The organism is Ralstonia mannitolilytica (assembly GCF_000954135.1).
Classification (GTDB): domain Bacteria; phylum Pseudomonadota; class Gammaproteobacteria; order Burkholderiales; family Burkholderiaceae; genus Ralstonia; species Ralstonia mannitolilytica.
Genome location: NZ_CP010799.1, coordinates 2,487,087 through 2,504,950, shown reverse-complemented (window position 1 = coordinate 2,504,950; position 17,864 = coordinate 2,487,087). Strand labels below are relative to the sequence as shown.

The window sequence follows — 17,864 nt, the reverse complement described above, 5'->3', positions numbered from 1 at the left end:
CCCGTCTTTTTTCCGCCCGCTTACAAAAATCCAAGGCGCCATCAAGGGCAGGAAAGTCAAAGGCCACACCGACGGTGTGCTGGCCTACGTGCCACTTATTTCTGCTTCCGTGGCTCGCTTTGCTTCGCGTTGTGTTGGTGGTGCCTGCTGCACTGGTGATCGATGGTCTGGCCTTTGACTTTCCTGCCCTATGCGGCGCCTTGAATTTCTGTTGCAAGGAGGAAAAAGAGGGGAGGCCTGTCTGAGCGCAGCGAGTTTGCCTCCCCTCCCTCCTTGCGACATAAATTCAAGGAGGGGGTCGCCGCATCGGGCGCGCCTTTCTTTGCTTACTTTCTTTGGCAAGACAAAGAAAGTAAGTCGCCCCCGGCAGGGGATGAAACAAGGGATGCACCAACGCCATCAATGCGTTGCCAGAACATCCAATAATCAAATCGTCAACACGTTCCTCAAGCCACCGCCTTAGCCGCAGCCCGCCCCCGCAGCCATTCAAACGTCAGCAACAGACACGTCGAAAACACAATCAAGATCGTCGCCAGCGCCGCAATCGTCGGCGAGATGTTCTCCCGAATCCCGGTAAACATCTGGCGCGGCAGCGTCACCTGATCGGCCCCCGCCAGGAAGAGCGTCACCACCACTTCGTCAAACGACGTGGCAAACGCAAACAGCGCGCCGGAAATCACGCCCGGTGCGATGACGGGCAGCGTAATGCGGAAGAACGTCATGACCGGGTTGGCACCCAGCGACAGGCTCGCCCGCACGAGGTTGTGATTGAAGCCCTGCAGCGTCGCCAGCACGGTCGTCACCACAAACGGCACGCCCAGCGCCGCATGCGCGAGGATCAGCCCGATATACGTGTTGGCCAGGCCCAGCGGGGCAAAGAACAGGTACATGCCGACGCCTACGACGACCACTGGCACGATCATCGGCGACACCAGCACCGCCATCAGCAGGCCCTTGCCGCGGAAGTCCGCCTTGTTCAGCCCGATGGCGGCCAGGGTGCCGAGCACCGTTGCGACGATCGTGGCGGCGGGCGCGACGATGAAGCTGTTCTTGGCCGCCATGCGCCATTCATCCGACGTGACGAGGTTCTGATACCAGCGCAGTGAATAGCTCGGAATCGGATACGACAGGAACGTGCTCGACGAGAACGACAGCGGCACGATCACCAGCACAGGCAGCACGAGGTACAGCAGGGTCAGCACGGCCAGGCCGCGCAGCGCGAAGTACCACAGGCGCTCGATGAGCGAGGTGTGCGGGGCGAACATCGGTTTGGCGAGTTTCATGTTCGATGGGCTCCGTTCAACCAACGCGGACCTTGGGCCGCGTGAAGCGTCCATACACGGCGTACAGCACCAGCGTGGCCAGCAACAGCAGCGCACCCAGCGCGCACGCCATGCCCCAGTTGATCGTGACGTTGGTGAAGTACGCCACGTAGTAGCTGACCATCTGGTCGTTCGGCCCGCCTAGCAGCGCGGGGGTGATGTAGTAGCCGAGCGCCAGGATGAACACCAGCAGCGCACCGGCGCCGATGCCCGGATACGTCTGCGGCACATACACGCGCCAGAAGGCGGCAAACGGATGGCTGCCCAGCGACACGGCCGCGCGCTGGTACGTGGGCGGGATCGACTTCATCACGCTGTAGAGCGGCAGGATCATGAACGGCAGCAGGATGTGCGTCATCGAGATGTACACGCCCACGCGGTTGAACAGCAGCGCCAGCGGCTCCTTGATGATGCCGAGGTCGATCAGGCCGTGGTTGATCAGGCCTTCGGTCTGCAGCAGCACGATCCACGCCGCCACGCGCACGAGGATGGACGTCCAGAACGGGATCAGCACCATCACCATGACGAGGTTGGCGCGACGCTCCGGCAGCGAGGCAATCCAGTACGACAGCGGATAGCCAAGTAGCAGGGCGAACAGCGTCACCATCGCGCTGATGACGAAGGTGCGCACGAACACCGTCACGTAGATCTGCTCGTCGGGGTCGGTGGCTTCGATGTGGCCGAAGGCGTCTTGCCGGTGGTCCAGCGCGGCCAGCAGGTAGAACGGCGACGTGCGGCTGCTGTTCTTGGCAATGGCCTGCCAATACGCGACATCGCCCCAGCGCTCGTCGACTTCAAGCAGCTTGGCGCGGGTCTGGCCGGGCGTGAGCGACAGTGCCTTGCCCTGGTCATCGGCCAGCGGCATGGCGCGCGCGGTCTTGGCCACCAGCGAGCGGAAGCCTGAAATTTCTGTGTTGAGGCGGCGGGCCAGTGCGCCCATCGCTTCGCCTTCGCTCACGGTCGTGAGGTCGGCGGCGAGCGCGGCGTAGGCGGCGTCGGTGGGCGGGCTCTTGCGGTCCCAGCCCTTCAGGGCGACGACGGTTCTGGGCAGCGCGTCGGCCACCTCGGGGTTCTGCACGGCGCGTGTGAGCAGGGCGCCGATCGGCACGACAAAGATCAGCAGCAGGAAGATCGCGAGCGGCGCCACCAGCGCCAGCGCCATGGCACGCCTGCGCGCCTCAGCGCTCTTCAATTCGCGTTTGAGTTTGGCCGTCGATTCCGGAACCGATTCAGCCGCGATCGTCATGGTGTTCAATGCTGCCTCGCCATCGCTACGGGAATTCGTCCGGCGGATGCCTCGCCAAACCTGCAGGGCATCCGCGCGGTCACTGCGTTACACCGCTATGCGGTTACTTCGACGCCCACGAGGCGAAGCGCTGTTCCAGCTCGTCGCCGTGGTCGGTCCAGAACTGCAGGTTCTGCAGCACCGCGTTCTTGCTGTTCTCGGGCGAGTTCGGCATGTTGGCCTGTGTCTTGGCATCGAGCGCCTTGATGGCGGCCACGTTGGCCGGGCCGTATGCGATGTGCTTGGCGTATTCCTGCTGCGGCTTCTGCGACAGCGTGTACGCGATGTACTGCTCGGCCAAGGCCTTGTTGGGCGAGCCCTTCGGGATGGCCCAGTAGTCGAGGTCGTAGATGCTGCCGTTCCACACCACCTTGAGGTTCTTGCCTTCGCGTTGCGCGGCATCGATGCGGCCGTTGAAGGCGGTGGACATCACCACGTCACCCGCCACCAGGAACTGCGGCGGCTGTGCGCCGGCTTCCCACCACTGGATGTACGGCTTGAGCTGATCGAGCTTCTTGAACGCGCGGTTCTGGCCATCCTTGGTGGCCAGCACCTTGTAGACCTCCTTGACCGGCACGCCGTCGGCCATCAGCGCGAATTCCAGGTTGTAGCGCGCGCCCTTGCGCATGCCACGCTTGCCCGGGAAGGTCTTCACGTCCCAGAAATCGGCCCAGCCCTTGGGGGCGGTCTTGAGCTTGTCGGCGTTGTAGGCCAGCGCGGTGGACCACACGAAGAAGCCCACGCCGCAGGTTTGCGGTGCTTCCGGGATCAGGTCGGTCTTCTTGGCGATCTTGCTCCAGTCGAGCTTCTCGAACAGGCCTTCGTCACAGCCGCGGCCGATGTCGCCGGATTCGACTTCCACTACGTCCCAGTTGACGTGCTTGGCTTCGACCATGGCCTTGATCTTGGCCTGCTCGCCGTTGTACTCGACCACGGTGACCTTGTTGCCGGTCTGCGTCTCGAACGGCTTGTTGAAGGCGGCCTTCTGCGCATCGCCGTTGGCACCGCCAAAGTTGACGACGGTGAGTTCCGCCGCATGGGCGCCCGACTGCGCACCGAATGCAATGGCGAACGCGCCGGCAAGTACGCTCAGACGCGTCTTCGTGATGTGTTTCATGTTGGCTCCTCTTTTGGCTTTAGCGTGTGGATACGGCTTTGTGGTCGTGTTACGGCTCAGACAAAAACGCGCAGGTGTTCAGGCGCGAACTCGAGCTGGATCGGCGCGCCGGGCGTAAAGCCTTCAAGCGCGCGCGTGCCCAGCGGCACCTTGACGAAGCATTCGGGTTGGTCGGGCAGGGCGCAGCGCATGCGCACGTGGTCGCCAAAGTAGACGAGGCCGCGCGTCTGCCCGGTGATCGCGTTGCCGGCGGCGGAGGTGCCCTCGGCCAGCCGCATGCGCTCGGGGCGGATGCAGCCCGTGGCCGTGGCCCCGACGTTGGCGCCGGCCACGTTGCGGCCGACCACGCGGGCGCCGTCGTTGAGTTGCAGTTCGCAGTACTCGCCGTCAACGCGGATGACGGTGCCGCGCAGCGTGTTGCTGTCGCCGATGAAGTTGGCGACGAACTCGTTGCAGGGGCGCTCGTAGAGGCTGTCCACCGTGTCGAGCTGCTGCACGATGCCCTTGTCGAACACGGCGACGCGGTCGGACATGGTGAGCGCCTCGCCCTGGTCGTGCGTCACGTAGACGAAGGTCACGCCCAGCTTTTCGTGCAACGATTTCAGCTCGTACTGCATGTGTTCACGCAGTTGCTTGTCGAGCGCGCCCAGCGGTTCGTCCATCAGCACGAGCTTGGGCTCGAACACCAGCGCGCGGGCCAGTGCAATGCGCTGCTGCTGGCCGCCCGAGAGCTGCGCGGGGTAGCGCTTGGCAAAGCCTTCCATGCGGACCATCTGCAGGGCCTTGTGCACGCGCTCGGCACGTTCGGCGGCGGGCAGCTTGCGCACGGTCAGCGGGTATTCCACGTTCTGCGCCACTGTCATGTGCGGAAACAGCGCGTAGTTCTGGAACACCATGCCGATGTTGCGCTTGTGCGGCGGCACGTTGTTCAGCAGCGCGCCTTCGAGGCGGATCTCGCCGCTGGTCGGGAATTCGAACCCGGCCAGCATCATCAGGCACGTGGTCTTGCCCGAGCCGGACGGACCGAGCAGGGTGAGGAACTCGCCCTGGTAGATGTCCAGGTCCAGGTGCTTGACCACGAGGGTCTCGCCGTCATACGTCTTGCGTACACCGCGAAAGCTGACGATCACGTCGTCGGTCTTCATTGCTGCTCCTCCGTCAACCGGTCGTGTTGTGACGATTTGTGAATGGACTATAGCGGCTCATGGTTTTATCAAGTGGACCCAATTCTGGCTATTTGATGGAGCCAATTTATGCGAGCTGAGCACCGCCCCAGTGAGCGCGGTACGCGTGGGCACCACAATAGGGAAAACCCCCGATGCCTTGCTCTAGCAGGCATCGCAGCCGATCAGCCTGGGGCACGCGCGCCGGCTCCTGGTCGCTGGCAATCGGTGGCGAACCGGCGGGCGTAACAGCGTCCGGATGGAACCAATTTGGCCGGAACAGGCCCGCGCGCCGTCTGCCTGGAAATGGTGCGCCGCGTCGTCACGCAAACGGTGCACGGGTGATCGGCGGACGGGGCACGGTGCAGTTGCCGATGTTGTCTTGCAGCAACCGCTGGCGTGTCGGATCAGGACGCCGCTTCGTCCGCAGGGGCGAGCGCCAGGCAGACGGTGACGGTCAGCCCGCCGCCAGGCGTGTCGGACAGCGCGACCGTGCCGCCATGCATGCGGGCGATCTCGCGCACGATGGCGAGGCCCAGGCCGCTGCCTTCGTGGCCCGCTGCCGCGGCTCCGCGGTAAAAGCGGCCGAACACCGCGTCACGTTCGAGCACGGCAATGCCGGGGCCGTCGTCTTCGACCTGGAGCACCCCCTGCTCGCCAAACGTCGCCATGGCACGCCGGCTGACGCGCACAGTCACGCGTGAGCCATGGCCGGCGTAGCGCAGGGCGTTGTCGAGCAGGTTGCCGACCAGCTCCTGCAGCCATTGCGGGTCGCCAGCCACGATCACGGGCTCGCCTTCGAAGCCGAGATCGATACCAGCCTTGCGGGCCACGGGCGCGAGTTCGAGTGCAACGTCGCCGGCCAGCGCATCGAAGCGCAGCGGTTGCAACTGCGGTGTGTAGCCGCTGTCGGGCTCCAGGCGCGAGAGCGACAGCAGCTGCTGGACGCCCTTGGCTGCTTCGCGGACCGTGCCGTGCAGCGGTTGCAGATGGCGGCGGATGCGCTCGCCGTCGGGCTCGCGCAGGGCCAGTTCCGACTGCGCCTGGATCACGGCCAGCGGCGTCTTCAATTGATGTGCGGCGTCGGCAAAGAAGCGCTTGCGGGCCTGCACCATGCGCAGCAGGCGCGCCACGTACTGATTGATGGCCTCGACCAGCGGCGCGACCTCTGCTGGCAGGCCTTGCTGCGGTAGCGGTGCAAGCTCATCGGTGCCGCGGCTGGCCACGGTTTCGCTCAACTGGCGCAGCGGCCGCAGGCCGCGCCGCACGCCCAGCCAGACGATGCCCACGGCCAGCACCACCAGCAGCACTTCCTGCTGCAATGAACCCGCCAGGATCTCGTGCGCCAGCGCCTCGCGCGGCTCCAGCGTTTCACCCACCAGCAGCCAGATGACCTGCGTTTGGCCCGACTGCGCATCGCGCACCGGCAGCGGTTGCACGGCCATGCGCACCTGCATGCCGCGAAACTGCGTGTCGTAGAACAGCGTGCGATAGGGCGTGGCGCGCTGCCCGCCGGGCATGGGCAGATCGTCGTAGCCGGTGAGCGTGCTGCCGCCGGCATCGACGATCCGGTAGAAGATGCTGCTGCCGGTTTCCGATTCGAGAATGTCCAGCGCTAGGTAGGGCAGGTCGATGGCGAATTGCTTGTTGCGCAGTCGCACGCCTTCGCGCATGGCCTTGAGCGAGGCCTCGAGCGTGCGGTCGAACGCGGCGTTGGCGGCCGTCATGGCGCGCGTGTAAGTCAGCCACGCATCGAGCGCGAGCAACCCCAGCAGCGGCAGCAGCAGCCAGAACGAAAGCTGCCGGCGCAGGCTCGACGGGTTCATGGGGCGGCGCCTTCCGTGGCTTCCAGCAGATACCCGAGGCCGCGCAGCATGACGATGGCGACGCCGCTGCCATCGAGCTTCTTGCGCAGGCGGTGCACATAGATCTCGATGGCGTCGGCGTTGACGGATTCGTTGATGCTGAAGATCTTTTCCGAGATGGCGGCCTTGTTGACGGCGCGACCGTCGCGCAGCATCAGGACTTCCAGCACGGCGCGCTCGCGGCCGGTGAGGGCGAGCAGTTCGCCATGGAGCGTGAAGGCGCCGCTGATGCCGTCGTAGTGCAGCGGGCCGCATTGCAGCTGCGTGCTTTCGTGGCCGTGGCTGCGTCGGATGAGCGCCCGGGCGCGGGCTTCGACTTCGGTCAGGTCGAACGGTTTCGCAAGGTAATCGTCAGCCCCGAGGTTGAGGCCGCGCACGCGCTCTTCCACGGCGCCATGTGCGGTCAGGATCATCACCGGCAGCGGGTTCTTGCGGGCGCGCAGGCGGCGCAGCACTTCCAGTCCGTCCAGGCGGGGCAGACCAATGTCGAGAATGGCCAGCGCGTAGTCCTGCGTGGAGAGCAGCAAGTCCGCCGCGTGGCCGTCATGCACGCAATCGACCGTGAAGCCGGCCTGGCCGAGGGCTTCTTCCAGCGTGCTGGCCAGCTTCAGGTTGTCTTCCACCAACAGGATGCGCATATCGGGACATCTCTCACTCAGCCGCAGAGGAATACAGACATCGCCGCATGTTTTGAAGCTAGGGAAACCCCCGAGAACGCCGCGACACAGCCCCGCAATTTCCCGTCAATCGAAAGTGAACTGAAAGTGCGTCCCCCATACGATCCGTCCCGCCCAACGGCCCTGTGACTGGGCCTTTGCGCTAGGACAACGAATAAGGGAGACCTGATGAACAAGACTTCGATGGCGCTGGCCGTGGTGGCGCTCGCCACCGCGACGACGGCTGGCACGGCCGCCGCACAATCCTCCAACGTGACCCTGTACGGGATCATGGATTCGGGCATCGAGTATGTGAACCACGCCGGTCCGAACGGCGGCAGCGCCACGCGCCTCGTCTCGGGCGGCAAGAACACATCGCGCTGGGGCATGCGCGGCACTGAAGACCTGGGCGGCGGCCTGAAGGCCGTGTTCAACCTGGAAAGCGGCATCGCCATCGACACCGGCAAGCTCGACACCGACAACACGCTGTTCGACCGCCGCGCGGTGGTGGGGCTGGCGGGCGGCTTCGGCCAGGTGGTCGCCGGTCGCACCTTCACCACGACGTACGACTTCATGCTGCCGTACGACCCGATGGGCTATGCGCCGAACTATTCGTGGGCGACGTCGTCCACCGCAACGGGCGACCGCAAGGACGGCCTGTTCTCGCGCGCTTCCAACGCCGTGCGTTATGACGGCACGTTTGGCGGCCTGAAGCTGGGCGCCACCGTGGGCTTTGGCGAGGCAGCGGGCAACTTCAAGAGCAGCTCCAAGTACGACCTGGGCGTTGGCTACAGCGTGGGCGGCTTCTCGGCAGCCGTCACGTGGGATCGCCAGAACGGCGCAGGCACCAGCACCACGCCGGCAGACACGACCGATTACATCCAGGGCATTCACGCCGGCGCCAGCTACGACTTCGGCGCACTGAAGCTGTTCGCGGGCTATCGCAACTACAAGCGCGCGTTCACCACGGCCACCGCCAGCCTGCGCAGCGACATGTATTGGGCGGGTGCCAGCTACGACGTGACGCCGGCCTTCACGCTGTACGGCGCGGTGTACAAGCAGAACATCAAGGACGGCACGGATGCCGATCCGATCCTGTTCTCCGTGCGCGGCCAGTACGCGCTGTCCAAGCGCACGACGGCGTATCTGTCTGCCGGTTATGCCAAGGCCAAGAACGGCCAGAACGTGAGCCTGTCGCGCGACGTGGTGGGTTATGGCAACAACCAGGTCGGCGTGACGATGGGCCTGCAGCACCGCTTCTGATCGACGGCAGGCGCATCCAAGGAAAACGGGCACCCGAAGGTGCCCGTTTTTCATGGTGCGTTGAAACGCTGCGTGCGGCTTAGCCGAGGAGCAGGGCGTCGTCGTCCACCTTGGCGCCGCGCGTTTCCTCGAACTTCTGCAGCAGGTGCGGCACGTCCAGGCCACGGCGTTCCTCGCCTTGCACGTCGAGGATCACGTTGCCCTGGTGCAGCATCACCGTGCGGTCGCCGTAGTCGAGCGCCTGGCGCATGGAGTGCGTCACCATCATCGTCGTCAGCTTGCTCTCCGAGACGATCTTGGCGGTCAGCTCCAGCACGAAGGCGGCCGTTTTCGGGTCGAGCGCGGCAGTGTGCTCATCCAGCAGCAGGATGCGCGACGGCTGCAGCGAGGCCATCAGCAGGCTCACGGCCTGGCGCTGGCCACCCGAGAGCAGGCCGATGCGGTCGGTCAGGCGGTTCTCGAGGCCGAGGTCGAGCCGGCGCAGCTGCTCGCGGAAGATCTCGCGCCACTTGCGGTTGGTCGCAAACCTGAAGCCGCGACGCTGGCCGCGACACATGGCCAGCGACATGTTCTCTTCGATCGTCAGGTTTTCGCAGGTGCCGGCCATCGGGTCCTGGAACACGCGGGCGACCTTGTCGGCGCGCTGCCATGCGGTCTTGCGCGTGACGTCTTCACCGTCGATCGTGATGCGGCCCGAGTCGACCATCTGGTCGCCACTGATGGAGTTCAGGAACGTCGACTTGCCGGCCCCGTTGGAGCCGATCACGGCGACGAACTGGCCCGCCGGAATGTCCAGCGACAGGCCGCGCAGCGCGCGCGTCTCGATGGGCGTGCCGGGGTTGAAGGTGAGGGTGAGTCCTTGTGCGCTCAGCATGTCAGTTCCCCTTGGTACCGTTCTTGGCGAGCTTGCCGAACACCTTGCGGCGCACACCGGGAAGCACGAGCGCGATCACCACCAGCGCGGCGGTCACCATGTTCAGGTCCTGCGCCTGCAGGCCGATGAAATCGCTGTTGAGCGCCAGGGCGATGAAGAAGCGATACAGGATCGCGCCCACCACCACGGCTAGCGTGGTCAGCACCAGGCGGCGTGCGGGGAGCACGGTCTCGCCGATGATGACGGCGGCCAGGCCGATCACGATCGTGCCGATCCCCATGGAGACATCGGCGCCGCCCTGCGTCTGCGCATACAGCGCGCCTGCAAGCGCCACGAGGGCGTTGGAAATGGCCATGCCCGCCAGCGTGGCCGCCCCGGTGGCGACACCCTGCGCGCGCGCCATGCGCGGGTTGGCGCCGGTCGCGCGCAGCGACAGGCCGATCTGCGTGGAGAAGAACCAGTCCACCAGCAGCTTGACGATCACCACGACCACGCCCAGCAGCACCGGGCGGAACACATAGTCGGGCATCCATTCGGGCTGCAGCAGCGAGAACACGGTCGGCTCGGAGATGAGCGGCACGTTTGGCTTGCCCATGATGCGCAGGTTGACCGAGTACAGCGCGATCATCATCAGGATGCTGGCGAGCAGATCCATGATCTTCAGGCGCACGTTGAGCCAGCCCGTGATGAACCCCGCCACGGCGCCGGCCAGCGTGCCGCCCAGCGTCGCCATGAACGGATCGTGTCCGCCGGCGATGAGGGTGGCCGCCACCGCGCCGCCCATCGGGAAGCTGCCGTCAACGGTGAGGTCGGGGAAATTGAGGATGCGGAAGGAGATCAGCACCCCGAGCGCCACGAGGCTGAAGATCAGACCGATCTCCAGGGCGCCGAGCAATGAAAACAGTGACATGGCAGAGGTGGGCGCGGTGGTTGGGTACCGGCCTGTAGGCAATGAACGGGGGACGCTTGAGGGTAAAGCGCAGGCGCCCGAGCTTGATGCGGCGGATAGCCGCGTTCGGGCTCGGGCTGCCAGACCCGCGCCGGGACGGCTCCCTCGGGCGGAAGCCGACCCCGGCGCCTGCGCGTTACTTGATGACTTCCTTGGCGTCCTTCAGCAGGTCGGCCGACAGCGTCGCGCCTTGCTGCTTCGCCGCCTTTTCGTTCACGAACAGTTCCAGGTCGGAGCTGCCGGCCGAGGCGATCGCGCCCGGCTTTTCGCCCTTCAGGATGCGCGCGACAACCTTGCCGGTCTGCTGCCCGAGCTTGTAGTAGTTGATGCCCAGCGCTGCGATGGCGCCGCGCTTGACGCTGTCGGTATCGCCGGCCACCAGCGGGATCTTCGCTTCGTTGGCCACCTTCACCAGCGACTCATACGCCGACACCACGTTGTTGTCGGTGTTCGTGTAGATCACGTCGACCTTGCCGATCAGGTTCTTGGCCGCGGGGGCGATGTCCACGGTGCGCGGCGCAGCCGATTCCACCAGCGTCATGCCTTGCGCCAACAGCAGCTTCTTCAGCTCGGTGACCACCACGACCGAGTTGGCCTCGCCCGGGTTGTACACCATGCCCACGCGCTTGGCATTCGGCACCACGCGCTTGATCAGGGCAATCTGCTTGTCCAGCGGCAGCTTGTCGGACACGCCCGTCACGTTGGTGCCCGACGGCTCCCAGCTCTTCACCAGTTGTGCGGCCACCGGGTCCGTCACGCCCGAATAGACCACCGGGATGGTCTTCGTGGCAGCCACGACAGCCTGCGCCGACGGCGTGGCGATGGCGATGATGGCGTCCGGCTTGTCGCCGATGAACTTGCGGGCGATCTGCGCGGCGGTGGCGGTGCTGCCTTGCGCGCTCTGGTATTCCCACTTCAGGTTCTTGCCGGCGTCGAAGCCTTCGGCCTTGAGCTGCTCCTTGGCGCCGTCGCGGATGGCGTCGAGCGCCGGGTGCTCAACGATGGCGAGCACTTCGACCGTCTTGGTGGCCTGGGCCAGTGCCGGTGCGGCTTGCAGCAGCGCCATCGGGATGACGGCAAGCGCGGCAAGGCGGAAGGCGTGCTTGAGGTTGGACATAAGGATCTCCTGTTTCCTTTTGGGTGGTTTCGCTCTGGTGCAGGGCGGGATAGGCCCGTGCTGGCGCGGTTGGTCTTTCAAAGACTATTGACTCTTGAATGCACCGAAGCAGTGCAATGCCGGCGCATGTGGGCGCACATTATCCGGCAAATCGCCATGCTTTTCAGCAAACACTTCAAAAGAACATGGGGGGTGTCGGCGGGGGAGGACGGCGTGCAGCGCAGGCAGCGCCGCATCAAATCAAAAAGGGGCACGCGGCCCCCTTTTCTGATTGCCCCAACGGGCCGCTGCTTACTGGATCTTTGCCTTGTCGCGCAGGTCCTTGAGCATGGCCTGGAACTTGGTGCGTTGCCAGTTCTGGTCGCCCATCATCATCTCGAGCAGTTGCGGCTTGATCTCCTCGAACGACGGGATCTTGGCGTCGCGCGTGTCGTCCAGACGGATCACGTGCCAGCCGAACTGCGTCTTGACCGGCGTCTGGGTGATCTCACCCTTCTTCAGCGCCGTCAGGGCCGCCGAGAACTCCGGCACGTAGGTGCCCGGGTTCGCCCAGTCCAGGTCGCCGCCGTTGGCGCCCGATCCCTTGTCCTTCGATTGGGCCTTGGCGATGTCTTCAAACTTGGCGCCGGCCTTCAGCTTGGCGATGATGGCCTTCGCGTCGGCTTCCTTGTCCACGAGGATGTGGTGCGCGTGGTATTCCTTGCCGTTGCCGAATTGCGACTTGATCTTGTCGTATTGCTTGCGCAGTTCTTCCTCGGTGGCGGGGCTGTTCTTGACGTAGTCTTCGAACTCGGCTGCCACCAGCACGTTCAGTCGCGCCTGCGTCAGTTGTTCCTGCACGTCCTCGCGCTGCAGCAGGCCCCGCTTGAGCGCATCCTGCTCGAGCAGTTCGCGGTCAATCAGCATCTCGCGGGCGCGGTTACGCAGCTCCGGCGATTCGGGCTGGCCCGACTTCTTGATCAGCGCGTCCACCTTGGCGCTCGGGATGGCTTTGCCGTTGACCACGGCGGCGTTCTGGGCCATGGCGGGAACAACGGTCGCGGCAAGGGCAACAGCCAGCAGGCTGGCGGTGAGGCTGGAAATCTTCATGGGATTGCGTTCGAGGGAAGGACTCAGACGTTTTCTTCGGGTGTGACCGCACGGATCGCCAAGGCATGGATGGCGGCCGGCCACAGCGTGCGCAGCGCATCATACACCATGCGATGGCGGGCAACGCGGCTCTTGCCGGCAAAGGCCTGGCTGACGATATCGACGTTGTAGTGCCCGCCGCCGGAAGCCGCGCCGGCATGGCCTGCGTGCCTGGCGCTGTCGTCTTCAACGACGAGGTGGATGGGCTGGAAGGCCTCGCGCAGGAGGCGTTCGATTTCGCGTGGATCGGCAGCCATCAGCGGTCGTCCCGGATGTTGGAATCGTTGGCCGCGCCGGCCGGGCGTTCCTGCATGTGGCGCGCCAGCCAGACGCTCTGTACGAGGATGAAGACCACCATCAGGCCCATCGAACCGAACAGCTTGAAATTGACCCAGACGTCGGTGTCGAAGTTGTAGGCCACGTACAGGTTCAGGCAACCCATGGCGAGGAAGAACAGCGCCCAGACCAGGTTCAGCCGGCCCCACATCGCCTCGGGCAGCGAGACCTGCTGCTCCATCATGGCGCGGATGAGGTTCTTGCGGACGAACACCGCGCTGCCCAGCAGAACGACGCCAAACAGCCAGTACAGCACCGTCGGCTTCCATTTGATGAAGGTGTCGTTGTGGAAGACGAGCGTTGCACCGCCAAACACGCCGATGATGAGCAGCGACAGCCACTGCATGGCGTCGACCTTGCGGTGCCTGAACCACACCCACGCGATCTGCACGACGGTGGCGACCATCGCGACGGTGGTCGCCACATAAATGCCGGCCACCTTGAAGGCAGCAAAAAAGAGGATGACCGGGAACAGATCGAACAGGAATTTCATGCAGGACGCACTTGCGGCGGAAAGATCAAGCCTTGAAGTTTAGCGCAGCCGAGTTGATGCAATACCGCAGGCCGGTCGGCGCAGGGCCGTCCTCGAACACATGGCCCAGGTGCGCGCCGCAGTTCTTGCACTGCACCTCGATGCGCACCATGCCGTGCGAGTAATCGGTCTTCTCGGCGATCACCTCGCCGTTGATGGGCTGGAAATAGCTCGGCCAGCCGCAGCCGGCGTCGAACTTGGTCGACGATTCAAAGAGCGGCGTGCCGCAGCACACGCAGTTGTAGACCCCGCGGTCCCAGTGGTTCCAGTACTTGCCGGTGAAGGGGCGTTCGGTGGCGGCTTCGCGGGTGACGCGGTATTCGATGTCGGAGAGCTGGTCGCGCCATTCGGCGTCGGTCTTCTTGACGGTCATGGTGATGAGACTCCTGGTTGGTATTGCCGGCGGCTTCGTGGGCGGCCGGTGTGCATTTGTCGTGCGCGGGCGGCGATCCTGACAGGCGTGGATTAGAGCATGGCCTCGGCGCATCACGACGAGCAGCTCACCTCCAGCGACGAGGCCCACTCCGGCGCCGGCTGCGCGTAGTGCTCGAACCCGGGATGCTCGTCGAAGGGCCGGGCCAGCACGGCGCGCAGGTGCTCGACTTCGGAGAAATCTTTCTCCTTGGCGCGGCGGATGGCGATCTCGGCTAAGTGGTTGCGCAGCACATATTTCGGGTTGACGCGGTACATGGCTGCCGCGCGCTCGTCGTCGGATTGCGGCTCGGCCCGCAGGCGCTGCCGATAGGCGGCCAGCCACGCGTCGGCGGCCGCGCGGTCGAAGAAATAGTCGCGCACGGTGCGCGCTTCGGCGGTGGCCGGCGCGTCGTCGCGGCGCACCTCCGCGAGGTGGCGGAAAAAGAGTGTGTAATCGGCGCGCTGGTTGTGCAGCAGCTTGAAGAGGTCGCCGAAGAGCGTTTCGTCTTCGTCGTGCGCGGTCGTCAGGCCGAGCTTGGCGCGATACCGTGCGTAGAACGCGGCGCCATAGATGTCCCGATAGGTCAGCAGGACGTTCTGCGCTGCATCGATGGCGGGCTGGGCCTGCGCTTCGTCGGTCAAGTCGACGAAACGGGCGTGATCGTCGCCGAACAGCGGCAGCAGCGCCTGGGCGAGGCAGAAGAGGTTCCAGTAGCCGATCTGCGGCTGCTGGGCGTAGGCGTAGCGGCCGCCGGTGTCGGAGTGGTTGCAGATGTGGTTGGCGTTGAAGCCGTCCAGGAAGCCGAACGGGCCGTAATCGAGCGTGAGGCCGAGGATCGACATGTTGTCGGTGTTCATCACGCCGTGGCAGAAGCCGACGGCCTGCCAGTCGGCCATGAGTTCAGCGGTGCGGCGGGCGACTTCGCGCAGCAACGCGAGGTAGGGCTGGGGCTCGGCGCGGCAGGCGGGGTAGAAGCGGTCGATGACGTAATCGGCGAGCGTGCGCAGCTGGGGCAGTTGCTCGCTGGCGGCAAAGTGCTCGAAGTGGCCGAAGCGCACGAACGACGGCGCCAGGCGCGTGACGACGGCGGCGGTCTCGATCTCTTCGCGGCGCACGGGGGCGTCGGTGCCCGTTACACACAAGGCGCGTGTGGTCGGGATGCCGAGGCCGGCCATGGCTTCAGAGCAGAGAAATTCGCGGATGGACGAGCGCAGCACGGCGCGCCCGTCGCCCATGCGCGAATACGGCGTGCGGCCGGCGCCCTTGAGCTGCACTTCGCACGGGCCGTCGGCGGTTTGCAGTTCGGCCAGCAGCAGCGCGCGGCCATCCCCCAATTGGCCGGCCCACACGCCGAACTGGTGACCCGAGTAGACGGTGGCGAGCGGATCGCTCCACGCGGCGACCGCGTTGCCGCTGAAGACGGCCAGCCCTGCCGGCGTATCCAGCGCCTCTCGGGCAAGGCCCAGGGGGGCCGCCGCCTCGGGAGAAAAACCCACGAGGTAGGGCGCCCATGTTGCAGGCATGGGCATAGGCGGCAAGCGCGTCAGGAAACGCTCGCCCAGCGCGGAGAAGCCGGGGGCTGCCGCGGGCCGGCCGGACCAGTCGAAGGCACTCGCAAGGGAATCGTCAGGCAGAACGGCAGGGGAGGCGGACATAGGGCGGGGATCGATTAGCACAGGAAACGGCGCAAAAACAGTGCCGAGTGGCGAAATCCTGGGCCTGTTGAGGTGCGGAAAAAGGCGCTCAGCGTAGGGGAAAACGCCATGTTGAGACGCAGCAACGCTATCGCGTATTGTACTTGCGAGTAAAGAAAGCTGCAGCCTGCGAACCCTTGCACCACAACGATTCACGGGGTTTTACAGATGGCCGGGTAAACATGGGGGCCGATGTGGCAGCGCACAACAATATCCCGTTGACGTGCTTGGCGATCACGGGAACAATCGGCCAAAAAATAGAACGGTTGTTCAGTTTTTTCTAGGAGACACCATGGCCCTGATGGGACAAATGATGAGCACCCCTTTGCTCATCTCGACCATCATCGAACATGCAGCGCGCAATTCCGGTTCGACTGAAGTCGTGTCGCGCCGTGTCGAGGGCGATATCCATCGCACCACGTACCGGCAAGTGCGAGACCGTTCCAAGCAATTGGCAAATGCGCTGGCCGCGCTGGGCGTGCAGCCTGGCGAGCGCATCGGCACGCTGGCCTGGAATGGCTACCGTCACCTTGAAATCTATTACGGCGTGTCCGGCTCGGGCTCGGTGTGCCACACCATCAACCCGCGGCTGTTTCCGGACCAGATCGCCTACATCATCAACCACGCAGACGACCAGTACGTCTTCTTCGACCTGACCTTCGTGCCGCTGGTCGAAGGCCTTGCACCGCATTGCCCGAACGTCAAGGGCTGGGTGGCGATGACCGATCGCGCGCACATGCCCCCCTCCAGCGTGCCGATGCTCTGCTACGAAGAGCTGCTCGATGCGCAGAGCACCGACTACACCTGGCCGCAGTTCGACGAGAACACCGCGTCCAGCCTCTGCTACACGTCGGGCACGACCGGCAACCCCAAGGGAGCGCTGTATTCGCATCGCTCCACGGTGCTGCATTCGTATGCATCGGCCATGCCCGATGCACTGGGGTGCTCGGCGCAGGACGTGATCCTGCCGGTGGTGCCGATGTTCCACGTCAATGCGTGGGGACTGCCGTATTCGGTGCCGCTGGTGGGCGCCAAGCTCGTCTTTCCGGGGCCGAAGCTGGACGGCGCCTCGCTGTACGACCTCTTCGAGCAGGAGAAGGTGACCTTCTCCGCAGGCGTGCCGACGGTGTGGCTCGGCCTGCTGCAGCACGTGCAGGCGAACGACCTGAAGTTCTCGACCTTCCGCAAGACGGTGATCGGCGGATCGGCCGCGCCGCCGGCCATGATCCGCACGCTCAAGGCGCTGGGCGTGGAGACGATCCACGCGTGGGGCATGACCGAGATGTCGCCGCTGGGCACCACGTGCAAGCTGATGAGCAAGCATGCCGACCTGCCCGATGAGGCCAAGCAGCAGGTGCTGGAGCGCCAGGGCCGCGCCATCTACGGCGTCGAGATGAAGATCGTCGATGCCGAGGGCCGCGAGCTGCCGTGGGACGGCAAGGCCTTCGGCGATCTCTATGTCCGTGGCCCGTGGACGATCCAGAGCTACTACCGCAACGACGCGTCGCCGCTCGTGGACGGCTGGTTCCCGACCGGCGACGTCGCCAACATCGACGCCGACGGCTACATGCAGATCACCGATCGCAGCAAGGACGTGATCAAGTCCGGCGGCGAGTGGATCTCGTCCATCGATGTGGAGAACGTAGCCGCTGCCCACCCCGCCGTACACATGGCGGCGTGCATTGCCTGTCATCACCCGAAGTGGGACGAGCGCCCGCTGCTGGTGGTGATGAAGAAGCCCGGCGTCGAGCTCACGCGGGAAGACATGCTGAAGTTCTTCGAGGGCAAGGTCGCGAAGTGGTGGATTCCGGACGACGTGGTGTTCGTCACCGAGATCCCGCTGACGGCCACCGGCAAGATGCAGAAACTCAAGCTGCGCGAGCAGTTCAAGGACTACCAGCTCCCGGCCGCGCAGGCGTAGGACCGACACACAACAAACAGAAACCGCCGCCCGTGCACCGGCACCCTGCCGGGCAACGAGGACGGCGGACGCAAGACAACCGGATCAGGGCCGGCCGCCGCGCGTTCGCGATGACGATGCAGCGGGATGAAGCCCGGACGCGTTGCAACCTGGAGACGCAAGCAGCCGCATGTCAGCTCTGACAGGCGGAGAGTGACTCGCCGGCGCCTCCACCACATGAAGGAGAC

The 17,864-nt window shown here is 64.9% G+C and carries 16 protein-coding genes; 2 read left to right on the top strand and 14 right to left on the bottom strand.

The features are described 5' to 3' along the window. Positions 1-446: 446 nt before the first annotated feature. The 6 genes from TK49_RS11900 to TK49_RS11875 form a co-directional block, all read right to left on the bottom strand. A complete protein-coding gene (locus tag TK49_RS11900) occupies positions 447-1,283 on the bottom strand; it encodes an ABC transporter permease (RefSeq protein ID WP_027681397.1) in 837 nt (278 codons plus the stop codon). Between the two features lie 16 nt (positions 1,284-1,299). Beyond that, positions 1,300-2,568, bottom strand: coding sequence for an ABC transporter permease (locus TK49_RS11895; RefSeq protein ID WP_045787864.1), 1,269 nt, complete (start codon positions 2,566-2,568; stop codon positions 1,300-1,302). Positions 2,569-2,671: 103 nt separating this feature from the next. Further along, on the bottom strand, positions 2,672-3,724 hold the full coding sequence (locus tag TK49_RS11890) for an ABC transporter substrate-binding protein (RefSeq protein ID WP_045786886.1): 1,053 nt from the start codon (positions 3,722-3,724) through the stop codon (positions 2,672-2,674). Positions 3,725-3,780: 56 nt separating this feature from the next. Then, positions 3,781-4,869 carry an ABC transporter ATP-binding protein gene (locus TK49_RS11885; RefSeq protein WP_045786885.1) on the bottom strand — a complete coding sequence of 363 codons (1,089 nt, stop codon included), beginning with the start codon at positions 4,867-4,869 and terminating at the stop codon, positions 3,781-3,783. Between the two features lie 425 nt (positions 4,870-5,294). Next, on the bottom strand, positions 5,295-6,713 hold the full coding sequence (locus TK49_RS11880; RefSeq protein WP_045786884.1) for a sensor histidine kinase: 1,419 nt from the start codon (positions 6,711-6,713) through the stop codon (positions 5,295-5,297). Next, entirely contained in the window at positions 6,710-7,390 is a 681-nt protein-coding gene (locus TK49_RS11875; protein WP_045786883.1) for a response regulator, read from the bottom strand. The genes TK49_RS11880 and TK49_RS11875 overlap by 4 nt, the downstream gene beginning before the upstream one ends. A 207-nt stretch (positions 7,391-7,597) precedes the next feature. Between TK49_RS11875 and TK49_RS11870 the strand changes: the two genes are divergently transcribed. Continuing rightward, complete coding sequence (locus tag TK49_RS11870) at positions 7,598-8,671, top strand: porin (RefSeq protein WP_045786882.1); 1,074 nt, start codon at positions 7,598-7,600, stop codon at positions 8,669-8,671. A gap of 79 nt (positions 8,672-8,750) precedes the next feature. On the opposite strand, the gene TK49_RS11865 is transcribed toward TK49_RS11870, so the two are convergent. The 8 genes from TK49_RS11865 to TK49_RS11830 form a co-directional block, all read right to left on the bottom strand. Beyond that, positions 8,751-9,545 (bottom strand): ABC transporter ATP-binding protein, encoded by a 795-nt coding sequence (locus TK49_RS11865; protein WP_045786881.1) that lies wholly within the window; start codon positions 9,543-9,545, stop codon positions 8,751-8,753. Between the two features lies 1 nt (position 9,546). Further along, entirely contained in the window at positions 9,547-10,455 is a 909-nt protein-coding gene (locus tag TK49_RS11860) for an ABC transporter permease (RefSeq protein ID WP_045786880.1), read from the bottom strand. A 175-nt stretch (positions 10,456-10,630) separates the two neighbouring features. After that, entirely contained in the window at positions 10,631-11,611 is a 981-nt protein-coding gene (locus TK49_RS11855) for an ABC transporter substrate-binding protein (protein WP_045786879.1), read from the bottom strand. Positions 11,612-11,902: 291 nt separating this feature from the next. Further along, positions 11,903-12,700, bottom strand: coding sequence for a peptidylprolyl isomerase (locus tag TK49_RS11850; protein ID WP_045786878.1), 798 nt, complete (start codon positions 12,698-12,700; stop codon positions 11,903-11,905). 23 nt (positions 12,701-12,723) lie between these two features. Continuing rightward, positions 12,724-12,996 carry a BolA family protein gene (locus TK49_RS11845; protein WP_045786877.1) on the bottom strand — a complete coding sequence of 91 codons (273 nt, stop codon included), beginning with the start codon at positions 12,994-12,996 and terminating at the stop codon, positions 12,724-12,726. Beyond that, positions 12,996-13,568, bottom strand: a complete 573-nt coding sequence (locus TK49_RS11840; protein WP_045786876.1) for a septation protein A — start codon at positions 13,566-13,568, stop codon at positions 12,996-12,998. The genes TK49_RS11845 and TK49_RS11840 overlap by 1 nt, the downstream gene beginning before the upstream one ends. A 25-nt stretch (positions 13,569-13,593) precedes the next feature. Beyond that, positions 13,594-13,980, bottom strand: coding sequence for a peptide-methionine (R)-S-oxide reductase MsrB (gene msrB, locus TK49_RS11835; RefSeq protein ID WP_045786875.1), 387 nt, complete (start codon positions 13,978-13,980; stop codon positions 13,594-13,596). Positions 13,981-14,093: 113 nt separating this feature from the next. Then, positions 14,094-15,677, bottom strand: a complete 1,584-nt coding sequence (locus TK49_RS11830) for a protein adenylyltransferase SelO (RefSeq protein ID WP_045786874.1) — start codon at positions 15,675-15,677, stop codon at positions 14,094-14,096. Between the two features lie 331 nt (positions 15,678-16,008). On the opposite strand from TK49_RS11830, the gene TK49_RS11825 reads away from it, so the two are divergent. After that, a complete protein-coding gene (locus TK49_RS11825; RefSeq protein ID WP_045786873.1) occupies positions 16,009-17,637 on the top strand; it encodes a 3-(methylthio)propionyl-CoA ligase in 1,629 nt (542 codons plus the stop codon). The last annotated feature ends 227 nt before the right edge of the window (positions 17,638-17,864 follow it).

Bases quoted from the DNA above. Each gene is read 5' to 3' on its own strand.
- TK49_RS11900 (WP_027681397.1), bottom strand. From the start codon at position 1,283: ATGAAACTCGCCAAACCGATGTTCGCCCCGCACACCTCGCTCATCGAG.
- TK49_RS11895 (WP_045787864.1), bottom strand. From the start codon at position 2,568: ATGACGATCGCGGCTGAATCGGTTCCGGAATCGACGGCCAAACTCAAA.
- TK49_RS11890 (WP_045786886.1), bottom strand. From the start codon at position 3,724: ATGAAACACATCACGAAGACGCGTCTGAGCGTACTTGCCGGCGCGTTC.
- TK49_RS11885 (WP_045786885.1), bottom strand. From the start codon at position 4,869: ATGAAGACCGACGACGTGATCGTCAGCTTTCGCGGTGTACGCAAGACG.
- TK49_RS11880 (WP_045786884.1), bottom strand. From the start codon at position 6,713: ATGAACCCGTCGAGCCTGCGCCGGCAGCTTTCGTTCTGGCTGCTGCTG.
- TK49_RS11875 (WP_045786883.1), bottom strand. From the start codon at position 7,390: ATGCGCATCCTGTTGGTGGAAGACAACCTGAAGCTGGCCAGCACGCTG.
- TK49_RS11870 (WP_045786882.1), top strand. From the start codon at position 7,598: ATGAACAAGACTTCGATGGCGCTGGCCGTGGTGGCGCTCGCCACCGCG.
- TK49_RS11865 (WP_045786881.1), bottom strand. From the start codon at position 9,545: ATGCTGAGCGCACAAGGACTCACCCTCACCTTCAACCCCGGCACGCCC.
- TK49_RS11860 (WP_045786880.1), bottom strand. From the start codon at position 10,455: ATGTCACTGTTTTCATTGCTCGGCGCCCTGGAGATCGGTCTGATCTTC.
- TK49_RS11855 (WP_045786879.1), bottom strand. From the start codon at position 11,611: ATGTCCAACCTCAAGCACGCCTTCCGCCTTGCCGCGCTTGCCGTCATC.
- TK49_RS11850 (WP_045786878.1), bottom strand. From the start codon at position 12,700: ATGAAGATTTCCAGCCTCACCGCCAGCCTGCTGGCTGTTGCCCTTGCC.
- TK49_RS11845 (WP_045786877.1), bottom strand. From the start codon at position 12,996: ATGGCTGCCGATCCACGCGAAATCGAACGCCTCCTGCGCGAGGCCTTC.
- TK49_RS11840 (WP_045786876.1), bottom strand. From the start codon at position 13,568: ATGAAATTCCTGTTCGATCTGTTCCCGGTCATCCTCTTTTTTGCTGCC.
- msrB (WP_045786875.1), bottom strand. From the start codon at position 13,980: ATGACCGTCAAGAAGACCGACGCCGAATGGCGCGACCAGCTCTCCGAC.
- TK49_RS11830 (WP_045786874.1), bottom strand. From the start codon at position 15,677: ATGTCCGCCTCCCCTGCCGTTCTGCCTGACGATTCCCTTGCGAGTGCC.
- TK49_RS11825 (WP_045786873.1), top strand. From the start codon at position 16,009: ATGGCCCTGATGGGACAAATGATGAGCACCCCTTTGCTCATCTCGACC.